The 13,445-nt window shown below is 68.0% G+C and carries 12 protein-coding genes; 7 read left to right on the forward strand and 5 right to left on the reverse strand.

The window, feature by feature from the left end; all coding sequences use genetic code 11:
- Positions 1-24: 24 nt before the first annotated feature.
- From KYX17_RS10540 to sdhC, 5 genes are read right to left on the reverse strand one after another with little or no spacing between them, the layout of a single operon-like run.
- Positions 25-1,257, reverse strand: a complete 1,233-nt coding sequence (locus tag KYX17_RS10540) for a YihY/virulence factor BrkB family protein (RefSeq protein ID WP_243226940.1) — start codon at positions 1,255-1,257, stop codon at positions 25-27.
- Positions 1,258-1,300: 43 nt separating this feature from the next.
- On the reverse strand, positions 1,301-2,080 hold the full coding sequence (locus tag KYX17_RS10545) for a succinate dehydrogenase iron-sulfur subunit (protein WP_243226941.1): 780 nt from the start codon (positions 2,078-2,080) through the stop codon (positions 1,301-1,303).
- Positions 2,081-2,082: 2 nt separating this feature from the next.
- Positions 2,083-3,912: a succinate dehydrogenase flavoprotein subunit gene (sdhA, locus tag KYX17_RS10550; protein WP_243226942.1), complete on the reverse strand. Its 1,830-nt coding sequence runs from the start codon at positions 3,910-3,912 to the stop codon at positions 2,083-2,085.
- Between the two features lie 46 nt (positions 3,913-3,958).
- Positions 3,959-4,402, reverse strand: a complete 444-nt coding sequence (locus KYX17_RS10555; RefSeq protein ID WP_243226943.1) for a succinate dehydrogenase hydrophobic membrane anchor subunit — start codon at positions 4,400-4,402, stop codon at positions 3,959-3,961.
- Positions 4,402-4,836 (reverse strand): succinate dehydrogenase, cytochrome b556 subunit, encoded by a 435-nt coding sequence (sdhC, locus tag KYX17_RS10560; protein WP_243226944.1) that lies wholly within the window; start codon positions 4,834-4,836, stop codon positions 4,402-4,404. Before sdhC ends, KYX17_RS10555 begins: the two co-directional genes overlap by 1 nt.
- 229 nt (positions 4,837-5,065) lie before the next feature.
- Between sdhC and KYX17_RS10565 the strand changes: the two genes are divergently transcribed.
- From KYX17_RS10565 to KYX17_RS10595, 7 genes are all read left to right on the forward strand, one after another.
- Positions 5,066-6,181 (forward strand): mannose-1-phosphate guanylyltransferase, encoded by a 1,116-nt coding sequence (locus KYX17_RS10565; protein WP_243226945.1) that lies wholly within the window; start codon positions 5,066-5,068, stop codon positions 6,179-6,181.
- 172 nt (positions 6,182-6,353) lie between these two features.
- Positions 6,354-7,478 carry a BMP family protein gene (locus tag KYX17_RS10570; RefSeq protein ID WP_243226946.1) on the forward strand — a complete coding sequence of 375 codons (1,125 nt, stop codon included), beginning with the start codon at positions 6,354-6,356 and terminating at the stop codon, positions 7,476-7,478.
- Positions 7,479-7,581: 103 nt separating this feature from the next.
- Positions 7,582-9,096, forward strand: coding sequence for an ABC transporter ATP-binding protein (locus KYX17_RS10575; RefSeq protein WP_243226947.1), 1,515 nt, complete (start codon positions 7,582-7,584; stop codon positions 9,094-9,096).
- Positions 9,093-10,406: an ABC transporter permease gene (locus KYX17_RS10580; RefSeq protein ID WP_243226948.1), complete on the forward strand. Its 1,314-nt coding sequence runs from the start codon at positions 9,093-9,095 to the stop codon at positions 10,404-10,406. The genes KYX17_RS10575 and KYX17_RS10580 overlap by 4 nt, the downstream gene beginning before the upstream one ends.
- Positions 10,403-11,707: an ABC transporter permease gene (locus tag KYX17_RS10585; RefSeq protein WP_243226949.1), complete on the forward strand. Its 1,305-nt coding sequence runs from the start codon at positions 10,403-10,405 to the stop codon at positions 11,705-11,707. Before KYX17_RS10580 ends, KYX17_RS10585 begins: the two co-directional genes overlap by 4 nt.
- Before the next feature lie 30 nt (positions 11,708-11,737).
- Complete coding sequence (locus KYX17_RS10590; RefSeq protein ID WP_137416324.1) at positions 11,738-12,139, forward strand: cytidine deaminase; 402 nt, start codon at positions 11,738-11,740, stop codon at positions 12,137-12,139.
- Complete coding sequence (locus KYX17_RS10595) at positions 12,136-13,428, forward strand: thymidine phosphorylase (protein WP_243226950.1); 1,293 nt, start codon at positions 12,136-12,138, stop codon at positions 13,426-13,428. The genes KYX17_RS10590 and KYX17_RS10595 overlap by 4 nt, the downstream gene beginning before the upstream one ends.
- The last annotated feature ends 17 nt before the right edge of the window (positions 13,429-13,445 follow it).

A 13,445-nucleotide genomic window follows, 5' to 3' on the forward strand; every position in this document is an offset into this window, starting at 1 on the left:
ATCCGGGGTCACCGACACGGATGCTCAGTCGAGGAGGTGCCGCAACCCCGGCCGAGTGGTGAGCGCCGCGACCGCGGCGGCGGCCGCATCCCGTTCCTGCACTGCTCGCCGGACGCGGCGCCGGGCGGCGGGGCGTTGCCACCATGACGCGTCACGGGCGCGCTCGCGCGCCTCGCGCAGGCGCACCTGCGCAGCGACCGACAGCGCTCGTCGCTCCAGTGCTTCGCGCTCGGCATCGCTCAGCTCGACCAGCGGCAGGTCGCGATCGGATGTGGAGACCGCGATCCACGCCGCGGCCACGAGGATCACGATGCCGGTGATGCGGAACCACAGCAGGAACCCGATGAAGATGGCGAAGGTCGCGATGAGCGGGTTGCTCGGCGTGTATCGCAGCAGGAGACCGGCGCCCACCTGCAGCAGGGCGAGAGCAGCGCCGCCGAGGATCGACCCCGGCCAGATGCGGCGCCAACGCAGCGACGCGCCGGTCAGGAAACGGAAGAGCAGGGCGAGCGCGACAGCGTTGACCAGGAACGCGACCACCAGGCTGAGCGCGCGCGCGAGGATGGTCGACCACGTCGAGTCCGGCTGCCACTGCAGGATGCCGGCCAGCAGATCCAGCGCCCAGGTGGTGATCTGCACGAGCATCCAGCCGGCGAGCAACGCGATGCCGAACAGTGCGGCGGCCAGGAGGTCCCGCGCCTTCAGCATCAGGTAGCTGCGGGAGTCGAAGGGCAGGCCGAATGTGTCGCGCACCGCGCGACGGGTGTAGGTGATGAACCCGATGGCCGTCCAGATGACCACCACGAGCGCGATCGCTCCGGTCACCGGCAGCAGGCCCCCGCTGCTCTGCGAGGCGACCGCCTCGACCTGGCTCGGCTTGACCAGTCCGCTCTCGCTGATGAGGGCGGGGATGTAGCTGTTGACGATGTCGATCAGCTGGTGCACGGCCGCGTCGTCGCCGCCGAGCCAGACCCCGACCGCCGCGGCCGCGAGGTAGATGCCGGCGAAGATCGCGAACAGGGATTGGTAACTGACGCCGGCGGCCAGCAGGAAGCCGTTGTGCTGGAGAAAGTGCCGCCAGACCCGGATGGGGAACCATGCGAGGGTGCGGCGGGTGAGTTCCGTCGCCTTCTCGATCGGCTCATCCAGACGTTCGCGCAGGTTCGCCTGCGCCGAATCCCACCGCTCGCGTAAGGAGCTCTCGTCTTGGGGCAGCACGAATCGCACGTCGGCGTGTTCCTCCGCAGCTCGCCTCACGCCCTCACCCTAGCGAGATCGGGCGGCGAGGCTTCGCATCCGGTCAGCCGCGAAGGACCGCCTGCTTCACCTCGGCGATCGCCTTGGTCACCTGGATGCCGCGCGGGCAGGCCTCGGTGCAGTTGAAGGTGGTGCGGCAGCGCCACACGCCTTCCTTGTCGTTGAGGATGTCCAGACGCACATCCCCGGCGTCGTCGCGGGAGTCGAAGATGAAGCGGTGTGCGTTGACGATGGCGGCGGGGCCGAAGTACTGGCCGTCGGTCCAGAACACGGGGCACGACGAGGTGCACGCGGCGCAGAGGATGCACTTCGTGGTGTCGTCGAAGCGCTCGCGGTCGACGATCGACTGCACGCGCTCCTTGCCCTTCTCGGGCGTGGAGTTCGCGATCAGGAACGGCTGCACCTCGCGGTAGGACGCGAAGAAGGGCTCCATGTCGACGATGAGGTCCTTCTCCAGCGGCAGGCCCTTGATCGCCTCGACGTAGATCGGCTTCGAGATGTCGAGGTCTTTGATCAGCGTCTTGCAGGCGAGGCGGTTGCGACCGTTGATGCGCATGGCGTCCGAGCCGCAGATGCCGTGAGCGCACGAGCGGCGGAAGGCGAGCGAACCGTCGACCTCCCACTTGATCTTGTGCAGGGCGTCGAGCACACGGTCGGTGGAGTAGACCTCGACGTCGTAGTCGACCCAGCGCGGTTCGTCGTCCAGCTCCGGGTTGAACCGGCGCACGATGAAGGTGACCAGGAACGCCTGGATGCCGGAGTCGTTGGTCTCCTGCACCTCGGGGGCTTCGGTGGTGGTCTCGGCGATGGCGGTGGCGGCCATGCTCAGTACTTCCTCTCCAGCGGCGGGTAGCGCAGTTCCCCGGCCTCGTTCTTGGTGAAGACGACCGGCTTCCAATCGAGGCGGATGTGGTCCTCCGGGTGCGAGGAGTGCGCATCGCCCGACAGGTAGGACATCGTGTGCTTCATGTAGTTCTCGTCGTCACGCGTCGGGTAGTCGTCGCGCATGTGGCCGCCGCGGCTCTCCTTGCGGTTGCGCGCGGCGACGGCAACGACCTCGGCGATGTCGAGGAGGAAGCCGAGCTCGACCGCCTCGAGCAGATCGGTGTTGTACCGCTTGCCCTTGTCGTCGACGTGGATGTTCTTGTAGCGCTCACGCAGTTCGGCGATGACGAGCATGACCTCGCCCAAGGACTGGTCGGTGCGGAACACCTGGGCCTTGCGGTCCATCTCGTCCTGGAGCGTCTTGCGCAGCACCGCGATGCGCTCGGTGCCGGGGTTGTTGCGCAGGCCCTCGATCATCTCGCGCACCTCGCGGGCCGGGTCTTCCGGAAGCGGGACGAAGTCCGCGCCGCTCTGGACGTATTTCACCGCGTTGCGTCCGGCGCGCTTTCCGAACACGTTGATGTCGAGCAGGGAGTTGGTGCCGAGGCGGTTGGAGCCGTGCACCGAGACGCACGCGCACTCGCCCGCGGCGTAGAGACCGGGGACGACGGTCTCGTTGTCGCTCAGGACCTCGGCCTCGATGTTGGTCGGGATGCCGCCCATCGCGTAGTGCGCCGTCGGCATGACCGGGACCGGCTCGACGACCGGATCGACGCCCAGGTACGTGCGGGCGAACTCGGTGATGTCGGGCAGCTTGGTCTCGAGAACCTCCGCCCCCAGGTGCGTGCAGTCCAGGAGCACGTAGTCCTTGTGGGGGCCGGCACCGCGACCCTCCTCGACCTCCTGCACCATGCAGCGGCTGACGATGTCGCGCGGCGCGAGGTCCTTGATGGTCGGCGCGTAGCGCTCCATGAAACGCTCGCCCGAGGCGTTGCGCAAGATGGCGCCTTCGCCGCGCGCTCCTTCGGTGAGGAGGATGCCGAGACCCGCGAGGCCGGTCGGGTGGAACTGGAAGAACTCCATGTCTTCCAGCGGGAGTCCCTTGCGCCAGACGATGCCGACGCCGTCACCGGTGAGGGTGTGGGCGTTGGAGGTGGTCTTGAAGATCTTGCCGAAGCCGCCCGTGGCGAACACGACGGCCTTCGACTGGAACACGTGCAGGTCACCGGTGGCGAGCTCGTAGGCGACGACGCCGGCGACCTTCGTGGCGCCCTCGTCCTCGACCGTGATCAGATCGAGCACGTAGAACTCGTTGAAGAAGTTGATGCCGAGCTTCACGCAGTTCTGGAACAACGTCTGCAGGATCATGTGGCCGGTGCGGTCGGCGGCGTAACAGGCGCGACGCACCGGGCTCTTGCCGTGGTCGGCGGTGTGGCCGCCGAAACGACGCTGGTCGATCTTGCCGTCGGGGGTGCGGTTGAACGGCAGGCCCATGTTCTCGAGGTCGATGACCGCGTCGATGGCCTCCTTGGCGAGGATCTCCGCCGCATCCTGGTCGACGAGGTAGTCGCCGCCCTTGATCGTGTCGAAGGTGTGCCACTCCCAGGAGTCCTCTTCGACGTTGGCGAGGGCCGCGGCCATACCGCCCTGCGCCGCACCCGTGTGCGAGCGGGTGGGGTACAGCTTGGAGATGACGGCGGTCTTCGCGCCGGGGCCGGCCTCGATCGCCGCCCGCATCCCGGCGCCGCCGGCGCCGACGATCACGATGTCGAACTGGTGGTAGTAGACACCGTCCTTGACGACGGTGTCCGCGGTGGAGTGAGTGCTCACAGGTGGGATTCCTCTTGTCTGTTCTGATCCGTGGGACGCGGTGTGCCTACTGGCACACCTCCCACAGCACGCTGTCGCTGGTCACGCCGAGGCAGGGGTCGAAGGTGAAGACGACGAGCGTGCCGAGCAGGATCAGGAAGCCCGACACGATCCAGATCGCCCAGACCAGAACGCGCCGCGTGGTGGCGTGCGTGACGTAGTCGTTGACGATCGTGCGCATGCCGTTGCCGCCGTGGATGAGGGCGAGCCAGAGCATCGCGACATCCCACCACTGCCAGAACGGCGAGGAGAGCTTGCCTGCGACGAACGCGAAGTCGATCTGGTGGATGCCGTCGCCCGTCAGGAGGTTGACGAAGAGGTGTCCGAAGATCAGCACCACGAGCACGAGACCCGAGGCGCGCATGTAGACCCAGCCCCACTTCTCGAGGTTGGGGCCCTTGCGCCGGGGGGCGGAGAACGGGCTGCGGGGATCGGCGATCGTCGCGCTCATCAGTGACCGCCTCCCGTCGCGGCGAAGACGTTCATGAGGTGGCGCGGCGCGAAGCCGAGCATCGTGACGGCCCACAGACCCAGCACGATCCACCAGAGCTGACGCTGGTAGCGCGCGCCCTTCGACCAGAAGTCGACGACGATGATGCGCAGGCCGTTGTAGGCGTGGTACGCGATCGCCGCGACGAGCACGACCTCGCCGATGCCCATCACCGGGTTTTTGTAGGTGCCGATGACCGCGTCGTACGCCTCGGGGGAGACGCGGATGAGGGCGGTGTCGAGCACGTGCACGAGGAGGAAGAAGAAGATCGACACACCCGTGATGCGGTGCAGCACCCACGACCACATGCCCTCGTTGCCGCGGTACAGCGTTCCGCGCGGCGTCTTGGACGTCGTCTGAGCGAGCGATGGTGTGACGCGTGCCGGTGCAGCCACGGTCGTCCTCCCTGATCGAACACGGTGGGGCAGGGTTTGCCCTTCGGGGTTTTTGCTGGTCCCCTGCGTCACGCGGGCGCTGCCGACAGTGTATTCGCCGCAGCAGGACGGCGCCCTTTAGGCGAACCTAACAATCTCGACGTCGAGATAAATGGACCGGTGGCGCCGGTGGCTTGAGCGTTCGGCCGCCGACATTCGCGCGACATATGCGACGGATAGGGTGTCCGGTATGGGGAATGAGATCGAGGGTTTCTACGCCGTCATTCCGGCCGGCGGCATCGGCAGCCGGCTCTGGCCGCTCTCGCGGGCCGACGCTCCGAAGTTCTTGCACGATCTGACCGGCTCCGGACAGACGCTGCTGCGCGACACCTGGGACCGTCTGGAGCCGCTGGCCGGCCACGACCGGATCGCGGTCGTCACCGGGCGTGCGCACCGCGCCGCCGTCGAGAAGCAACTGCCCGGTATCCCCGACAAGAACGTGTTCCTCGAATCCGAGCCGCGCGATTCCACCGCGGCGATCGGCCTCGCCGCGGCCATTCTGGTGCGGCGCGAGCCCGACGTCGTGATCGGCTCGTTCGCCGCGGACCACGTGATCCAGGGCTCGCGGGTCTTCGACTTCGCCGTGCGCCAGGCGGTCGCGGTGGCTCGCGCCGGATACATCTGCACGATCGGCATCCAGCCGTCGGAGCCGTCCACCGGGTTCGGGTACATCAAGAAGGCCGACGAACTCATCATCGACGGCGCCCCGGAAGCGGCGCTCGTCGAGCGATTCGTCGAGAAGCCCGATCTCGCCACGGCGCGCGAGTACTTCACCGATCGCGCCTACTCGTGGAACGCCGGCATGTTCATCTCGCGCGCGGATGTGCTGCTGGCAGAGATCGAGGCGAACGAGCCCGAGCTGCACGCGGGTCTGGTCGAACTGGCGGATGCCTGGGACGACCGCGATCGCCGCGGCCCGGCCGTCGATCGCATCTGGCCCGCCCTGAAGAAGATCGCGATCGACTACACGGTCGCGGAGCCCGCCGCCGCCAAGGGCAAGCTGGCCGTCATCCCCGGCCACTTCGACTGGGACGACGTGGGCGACTTCGCGAGCCTCACCAAGCTCGTCTCGAACGGCCGGAAGAACGACCTCGCCGTGCTCGGCGAGCACGCGCGGATCCTCTCCGACGCCTCCAGCGGCATCGTGGTGACGCAGACGCAGCGCGTGATCAGCCTCATCGGCGTGCAGGACATCGTCGTGGTCGACACCCCCGATGCTCTCCTGGTCACCACGACCGAGCACGCGCAGCGGGTCAAGCAGGTCGTCGACGCGCTGAAACTCAACGGCCGCGGCGACGTGCTCTGACACCGGATGCGGCGCCGCGCCGCAGCCGGACGAGACGCGCGTCACGGGCCGTTTGTAACCATTGCGTTGCGGCCTGCCGCTCGGCCCGTTGTGCGCGCGTCACATTGGGTAACGTTGCCGCATCCGTCCCCGGAACTGCCGGGGCATTCCCACGTCTCTTGATGGAGGACTCGTGAAGAAGACGACGACCAAGGCGCTGCTCAGCGGCCTGGCGATCGCGGCCACCGCGGTGCTGCTGGCCGGCTGTGGTTCCGCCCCCACGACCGAAACGACGAGCGGCTCCGCATCCGACGTCGTCGACGGCTTCAAGCCGTGCCTGGTCTCCGACGCGGGCGGCTGGGACGACAAGTCGTTCAACGAGTCGGCCAAGAACGGCATGGACAAGGCGGCCAAGGAGCTCGGCGTCACCCCGCTCGAGTTCGAGTCGACCAATGACAACGACTACGCGCCGAACATGCAGACCGCCATCTCCGAGGGTTGCACGCTCGTGATCGCCGTCGGCTTCAAGCTCGCCGCCGCGACCGTCGAGGCCGCCAACGCGAACCCGGATCTCGACTTCGCGATCATCGACGACTACGCCGACACCGACTACGACGGCAAGACCGACGCGCCCAACATCAAGCCGCTGGTCTTCAACACGGCCGAGGCCGCATACCTCGGCGGTTACGCCGCCGCTGCCTGGTCCGCCAAGGACGGCGTCAACAAGGTCGGCACCTTCGGTGGCATGCAGATCCCCTCGGTCGCCGTCTTCATGGACGGTTACGCCATGGGCGTCGAGAAGTACAACGAGGACAAGGGCGCGAACGTCCAGCTCTTCGGCTGGAACGTCGACACGCAGGAGGGCTCGTTCACCGGTGGCTTCGACGCGAACGACACCGCGAAGCAGACGGCTCAGGGTGTGCTCGACCAGGGCGTCGACGTGATCCTGCCCGTGGGTGGACCGATCTACAAGAGCGCCGCGGCGGCCATCGCCGACAGCGGAAAGAACACGCTCATGCTCGGTGTCGACAGCGACCTCGCCGTCGCCGACGACAGCGTCGCCGACATCACGCTGGTCTCGATCATGAAGGCGATCGACGTCGCCGTCTACGACGCGACCGTCGCCGCGGCCAAGGGCGAGTTTGACCCGACGCCGTACGTCGGCACGCTGAAGAACGAGGGCGTGAAGCTCTCGAGCTTCCACGACTTCGAGTCGCAGCTGCCGGAGGGCCTCGCCGACGAGCTGACCAAGCTCCAGGACGACATCGTCGCGGGCACCATCACGGTGACCTCGAAGAACTCTCCCGCCGGTTCTTGATCTGAACCGCACCACCTCGGGGCGAGTGGCTTTCCAGCCGCTCGCCCCGAGTCCCGTTCCGACGCCTTTCGACAGGCATTTTCCCCCCAGGTAGGGTGCATCTATGAAGCTCGAGCTCCGCGGGATCACCAAGAGATTCGGCAGCCTCGTCGCCAACGACCACATCGATCTGGTGGTCCGGCCCGGCGAGATCCATGCGTTGTTGGGGGAGAACGGCGCAGGCAAGTCGACCCTCATGAACGTGTTGTACGGCCTGTATCGCGCCGACGAAGGTGAGATCCTGCTGGACGATGTGGTCCAGAACTTCCGCGGCCCCGGCGATGCCATGGCCGCCGGTATCGGCATGGTCCATCAGCACTTCATGCTCATCCCCGTCTTCACCGTCGCCGAGAACGTCATGCTCGGGCACGAGAGCACCAAGGCGCTCGGACGTCTCGACCTGAACGCCGCCCGTACGCACGTGCGCGAGGTGGCGCAGCGCTTCGGATTCGAGATCGACCCCGACGCGCTCGTGGGCGACCTCCCGGTCGGCGTCCAGCAGCGAGTCGAGATCATCAAGGCGCTCTCGCGCGACGCGAAGGTGCTCGTCTTCGACGAGCCCACCGCGGTTCTGACGCCGCAGGAGACCGACGAGCTCATGGCGATCATGCGTCAGCTGCGCGACGAGGGCACCTCCATCGTGTTCATCACTCACAAACTGCGTGAGGTCCGCGAAGTCGCGGACCGTATCACCGTCATCCGGCTCGGCAAGGTCGTCGGCGAGGCGTCGCCGACCGCCACCAACACGGAACTCGCCTCCTTGATGGTCGGTCGTGCCGTCGAGCTCACCGTCCAGAAGGAGCCGCCCACGCTCGGTGAGGGAGGCCTGAAGGTCAGCGGGCTGCGCGTTCTCACCGCCACGGGTGCGATCGTGGTCGACGGCGTCGACTTCGACGTGCGCCCGGGAGAGGTGCTCGCGGTCGCGGGGGTCCAGGGCAACGGCCAGACAGAGCTCGTCGAGGCGATCGTCGGACTCGCTGCGCGTGTCGAGGGCTCGATCAGCCTCGACGGCACCGAACTCGTCGGCAAGAGCGTGCGAGCCATTCTCGACGAAGGCGTCGGGTTCGTTCCAGAGGATCGCAAGGAGGACGGCCTGGTCGGCGGCTTCTCGGTCGCCGAGAACCTCGTGCTCGACCGTTCGTCCGACCCCGCCTTCGCCCGCGGCGGCACCCTGCGCCGCCGCGCCCTCGACGCGTTCGCACGCGACCGCATCCAGGAGTACGACATCCGCACCCGCGGGCCGGAGACCCCCGCGGGCACGCTGTCGGGAGGAAACCAGCAGAAGGTGGTCATCGCGCGCGAGATGAGCCGCGACCTGCGCCTGCTGGTCGTCGCGCAGCCCACCCGCGGCGTCGACGTCGGCTCCATCGAGTTCATCCACAAGCGCATCATCGAGACGCGGGATGCGGGTATCCCGATCGTCGTCGTCTCCACCGAGCTCGACGAGGTCAGCGCCCTCGCCGACCGTATCGCCGTCATGTATCGCGGCACCATCGTCGGCATCGTGCCCGGCGACACGTCCCGTGACACTCTCGGCCTCATGATGGCCGGCGCAACCGACCCGGAGGTGGCCGCATGAGCGGTTCGACGCCCACGAGCGACGGAAGCGCGCGCAAGAGCGACGGCGATGCCGAGCTGCCACGCGCGACAGGTCCGCTGACCGGCGAAGACATCGGGCCGACGCGGTCCGGCATCTTCCTGCGCGAGCTGATGCGCGGCAGTGCCGTGACGACGTTGCTCGCGATCGTGCTCGCGATGATCGTCGGCGGCATCCTCATCGCCGTGACCAACGAGAACGTGCAGGCCGCATCGGGCTACTTCTTCGCGCGTCCCGGCGACACGTTCGTGGCGGTCTGGCAGGCCGTCTACAACGGGTACGAGGCGCTGTTCCGCGGGGCGATCTTCAACTCCCGCGGCGCCGACTTCGCGGCGCAGATCCGACCGCTGACGAACGCCCTCGGCTTCGCGACTCCGCTCATCGCCGCCGGTCTCGGCGTGGCGCTCGCCTTCCGTGCCGGACTCTTCAACATCGGTGCTCGCGGTCAGATGCTCATCGCGGCCATGTTCGCGGGACTGTTCGCTTTCAACCTCGACCTGCCGCTGTGGCTGCACCTGCCGATCACGCTGATCGCCGGCATCGTCGGCGGCGCGCTGTGGGGTGGCCTGGTCGGCTTGCTGAAGGCCCGCACCGGCGCGCACGAGGTCATCCTGACGATCATGCTCAACTACGTGGCCTACTACCTGCTGCTGTGGATGCTGCGCACGCCCGGTCTGCTCCAGATGGACGGAACCAACCAGCCCATTACGAAGCCGACGCCCGAGTCGGCGCAGTTCCCCGATCTGCTGGGGCCGCAGTTCCCGCAGCTCAACTGGGGCTTCGTCGTCGTGATCGCGGCGACCGTCTTCGTGTGGTGGCTCATCGAGCGCTCCAGCCTCGGGCTGCGTCTGCGCGCGGTGGGGGAGAACCCGCACGCTGCGCGTGCGGCGGGCATGAGCGTCGATCGCCTCTACATCTACGCGATGCTCTTCGCGGGTGGTCTCGCCGGCCTCGCGGCGATGAACCAGATCCAGGGAACCGTGACGACCGGATTCGGCGCCACGATCGATGCCGGCATCGGCTTCGACGCCATCACTGTGGCGCTGCTCGGACGCAGCCGTGCGTGGGGGACGTTCGCCGCCGGCATCCTGTTCGGGGCGCTGAAGGCGGGATCCTTCTCGATGCAGGCGCAGGGGATCCCGGTCGACATCGTGCTCGTCGTGCAGTCGCTCATCGTGCTCTTCATCGCAGCACCGCCCCTGCTGCGCGCGGTGTTCTTCCTGCCCAAGTCCGATGCCGAGAAGGCCGCCAAGGCGCGAGCCAAGGCCGCGAAGAAGGCGGTGGCCGCGTGAGCGCTCCGATCCACGACAACGCCACGGCGCAGCGCGAGCAGAGTGACGGCACCATCCACCTCGCGGTCGTCAAGCAGCGGCATTTCAAGGCCCCCATCGTGTTGGCCGCGGTCGTCGCCCTTCTGGCCGCGCTGTTCGGCCTCTCCCCGAGGGACGGCACGTCGTCGTTCCGCCTGGGCGACCCCTCGCAGGCGCTCGCGCTCGCGGATGTGGGCGTGCCCACGGCCGTGACCTCGTGGCTGGTGTGGGCCGTGCTGGTGGTTCTGACGCTCGTCGCCTTCTGGCTCGCCTGGTCGTATCGCCGTCAGCCCCTCTGGCTGACCATCGCGTTCAGTGTCCTCGGCGTCTTCGCGTTCCTCGTCTGGGCCGGAGCCGACGGGCTCGTCCCCGTTCCCAGCCTCCTCTTCGGCGCCGTGTCGCTGTCGGTCCCGCTGGTCTTCGGCGCCCTCGGCGGCGTGATCGGCGAGCGTGTCGGCGTCGTCAACGTCGCCATCGAGGGTCAGCTGCTGCTCGGGGCCTTCTCCGCGGCGCTCCTGTCGAGCATCACGGGCAACCCGTTCATCGGGCTCATCGGAGCGATGATCGGCGGCGTTCTGGTCTCCTTCGTGCTGGCCGCCTTCGCGATCAAGTACCTCGTGGACCAGGTGATCGTCGGTGTCGTGCTCAACGTGCTCGTCACGGGTTTGACGGGATTCCTCTACGGCGCCCTGCTGGCACCGAATGAGAACCAGCTGAACCGCCCCGAGCGCTTCACCCGCCTGCAGATCCCGGGGCTCAGCGAGATCCCCGTCATCGGACCGGTCCTGTTCAACCAGACGTTCATCGTGTACCTGATGTTCATCACGGTCGCCCTCGTCGCCTGGGGCCTGTACCGCACCCGGTGGGGCCTGCGTCTGCGGGCCGTCGGCGAGCATCCGCAGGCAGCCGACACGGTGGGCATCAAGGTCAACGCCTCGCGGTTCTGGAACGTGTCTCTCGCGGGAGCCATCGCCGGCATCGGCGGCGCCTACTTCACCCTCGTTTCGGTGCCGCAGTTCGGCAAGGACATGACCGCGGGCCTCGGCTTCATCGCCCTCGCCGCCGTCATCTTCGGCCGGTGGGATCCGATTCGCGCCACGCTCGCGGCGCTGCTGTTCGGGTTCGCGACGAACCTGCAGAACCTGCTCACGGTGCTCAAGACGCCGATCCCCAGCGAGTTCATGCTCATGCTGCCCTACGTCGTGACGATCCTGGCCGTCGCAGGGTTTGCGGGGCAGATCCGGGGGCCCGCAGCCTCCGGCAAGCCGTACATCAAGGGCTGACGCCCGCATCCGCTTCTTCGAAAGGACACCGTGACCGACATCGACTGGGACGAGCTGCGCACCGCCGCGACCGAGGCCATGCAGCGCGCCTACGCCCCGTACTCCCGCTACAAGGTGGGAGCCGCCGCCCTCGTCACCGACGGGCGGATCGTCTCGGGATGCAACGTCGAGAACGCGTCCTACGGCGTCGGGCTGTGCGCGGAGTGCGGCCTGGTCTCGGAGTTGAACATGACCGGCGGCGGCCAGCTGGTGGCCTTCGTGTGCGTGAACGGCGACGGACAGACGATCATGCCGTGCGGGCGCTGCCGCCAGCTGCTGAACGAGTTTGCGCTGCCCGGGATGCTGCTGGAGACCGTGTCGGGCATCCGCACGATCGACGAGGTGCTCCCCGACGCGTTCGGTCCCCGTGACCTCGAGGAGTACCGCCGATGAGCGCCGTCGAGCCGTTCGACGCCGTCGATGTGATCCGCGCCAAGCGCGACGGCCGTAGTGTCGACGAGTCGGCGCTGCGGTGGATGATCGACGCGTACACGCGCGAGTATGTGACGGATGCGCAGATGTCCGCGTTTGCGATGGCAGTGCTGCTGAACGGCATGAGCCGTGACGAGATCCGCGTGATGACCGACGCGATGATCGCCTCCGGCGAGCGGATGAGCTTCACGGCGCTGGCCAAGACCACGGTCGACAAGCACTCCACCGGCGGCGTGGGAGACAAGATCACCCTTCCGCTGGCGCCGCTGGTGGCGGCATTCGGCGTCGCGGTGCCGCAGCTCTCGGGACGCGGCCTCGGGCACACGGGTGGCACGCTCGACAAGCTCGAGTCGATCCCCGGGTGGCGCGCAGCCCTGTCCAACGACGAGATGTTCGCGCAGCTGGACGACGTCGGCGCGGTGATCTGCGCCGCGGGCTCGGGGCTCGCACCCGCCGACAAGCGCCTGTACGCGCTGCGTGATGTCACGGGCACCGTCGAGGCCATCCCGCTGATCGCGTCGAGCATCATGTCGAAGAAGATCGCGGAGGGCACCGCATCCCTCGTCCTCGACGTGAAGTTCGGTTCGGGCGCCTTCATGCAGGACATCGACAGAGCTCGCGAGCTCGCGCGCACGATGGTCGCACTCGGCAACGACTCCGGCGTCGCGACGACGGCCTTGCTCACCGACATGAACAGCCCGCTGGGTCGGGCGATCGGCAACGCGAACGAGGTGCGCGAGTCGGTCGAGGTGCTCGCCGGCGGGGGCCCTGCCGACGTCGTCGAACTGACCGTCGCCCTCGCCCGCGAGATGCTGACGCTGGCCGGTCAGCCCGACGCGGACGTCGAGGCGGCGCTGAAGGACGGCCGGGCCATGGACGTCTGGCGTCGCATGATCATCGCGCAGGACGGCGACCCGGATGCGGCGCTGCCGGTGGCGCGTGAGACGCACACGGTGCTCGCACCCAGCTCCGGCGTCGTCACGCGCCTGGAGGCGCTGCCCTTCGGCATCGCCGCGTGGCGGCTGGGGGCGGGGCGGGCGCGTCCGCAGGACGCCGTGATCCACGCGGCCGGCATCGATCTGCACGCGCAACTCGGGGAGCGCGTCGAGGCCGGTCACCCGCTGTTCACCCTGTCGGCGGAGGATGCTGCCCGCTTCCCACGCGCCCTGGAGGCGCTCGAGGGGGCTTGGGAGATCGGCGACGCGGCACCTGCCGCATCCGCCCGCGTCGCCGAACGCATCACCGCCTGAGTCAACCGCGATCCGCG

The organism is Microbacterium sp. CIAB417 (assembly GCF_022788845.1).

What these genes read in the sequence shown, in the direction of transcription:
- KYX17_RS10545 (WP_243226941.1), bottom strand. Translation starts at nt 2,080, where the DNA reads ATGGCCGCCACCGCCATCGCCGAGACCACCACCGAAGCCCCCGAGGTG.
- KYX17_RS10555 (WP_243226943.1), bottom strand. Translation starts at nt 4,402, where the DNA reads ATGAGCGCGACGATCGCCGATCCCCGCAGCCCGTTCTCCGCCCCCCGG.
- KYX17_RS10565 (WP_243226945.1), top strand. Translation starts at nt 5,066, where the DNA reads ATGGGGAATGAGATCGAGGGTTTCTACGCCGTCATTCCGGCCGGCGGC.
- KYX17_RS10575 (WP_243226947.1), top strand. Translation starts at nt 7,582, where the DNA reads ATGAAGCTCGAGCTCCGCGGGATCACCAAGAGATTCGGCAGCCTCGTC.
- KYX17_RS10580 (WP_243226948.1), top strand. Translation starts at nt 9,093, where the DNA reads ATGAGCGGTTCGACGCCCACGAGCGACGGAAGCGCGCGCAAGAGCGAC.
- KYX17_RS10595 (WP_243226950.1), top strand. Translation starts at nt 12,136, where the DNA reads ATGAGCGCCGTCGAGCCGTTCGACGCCGTCGATGTGATCCGCGCCAAG.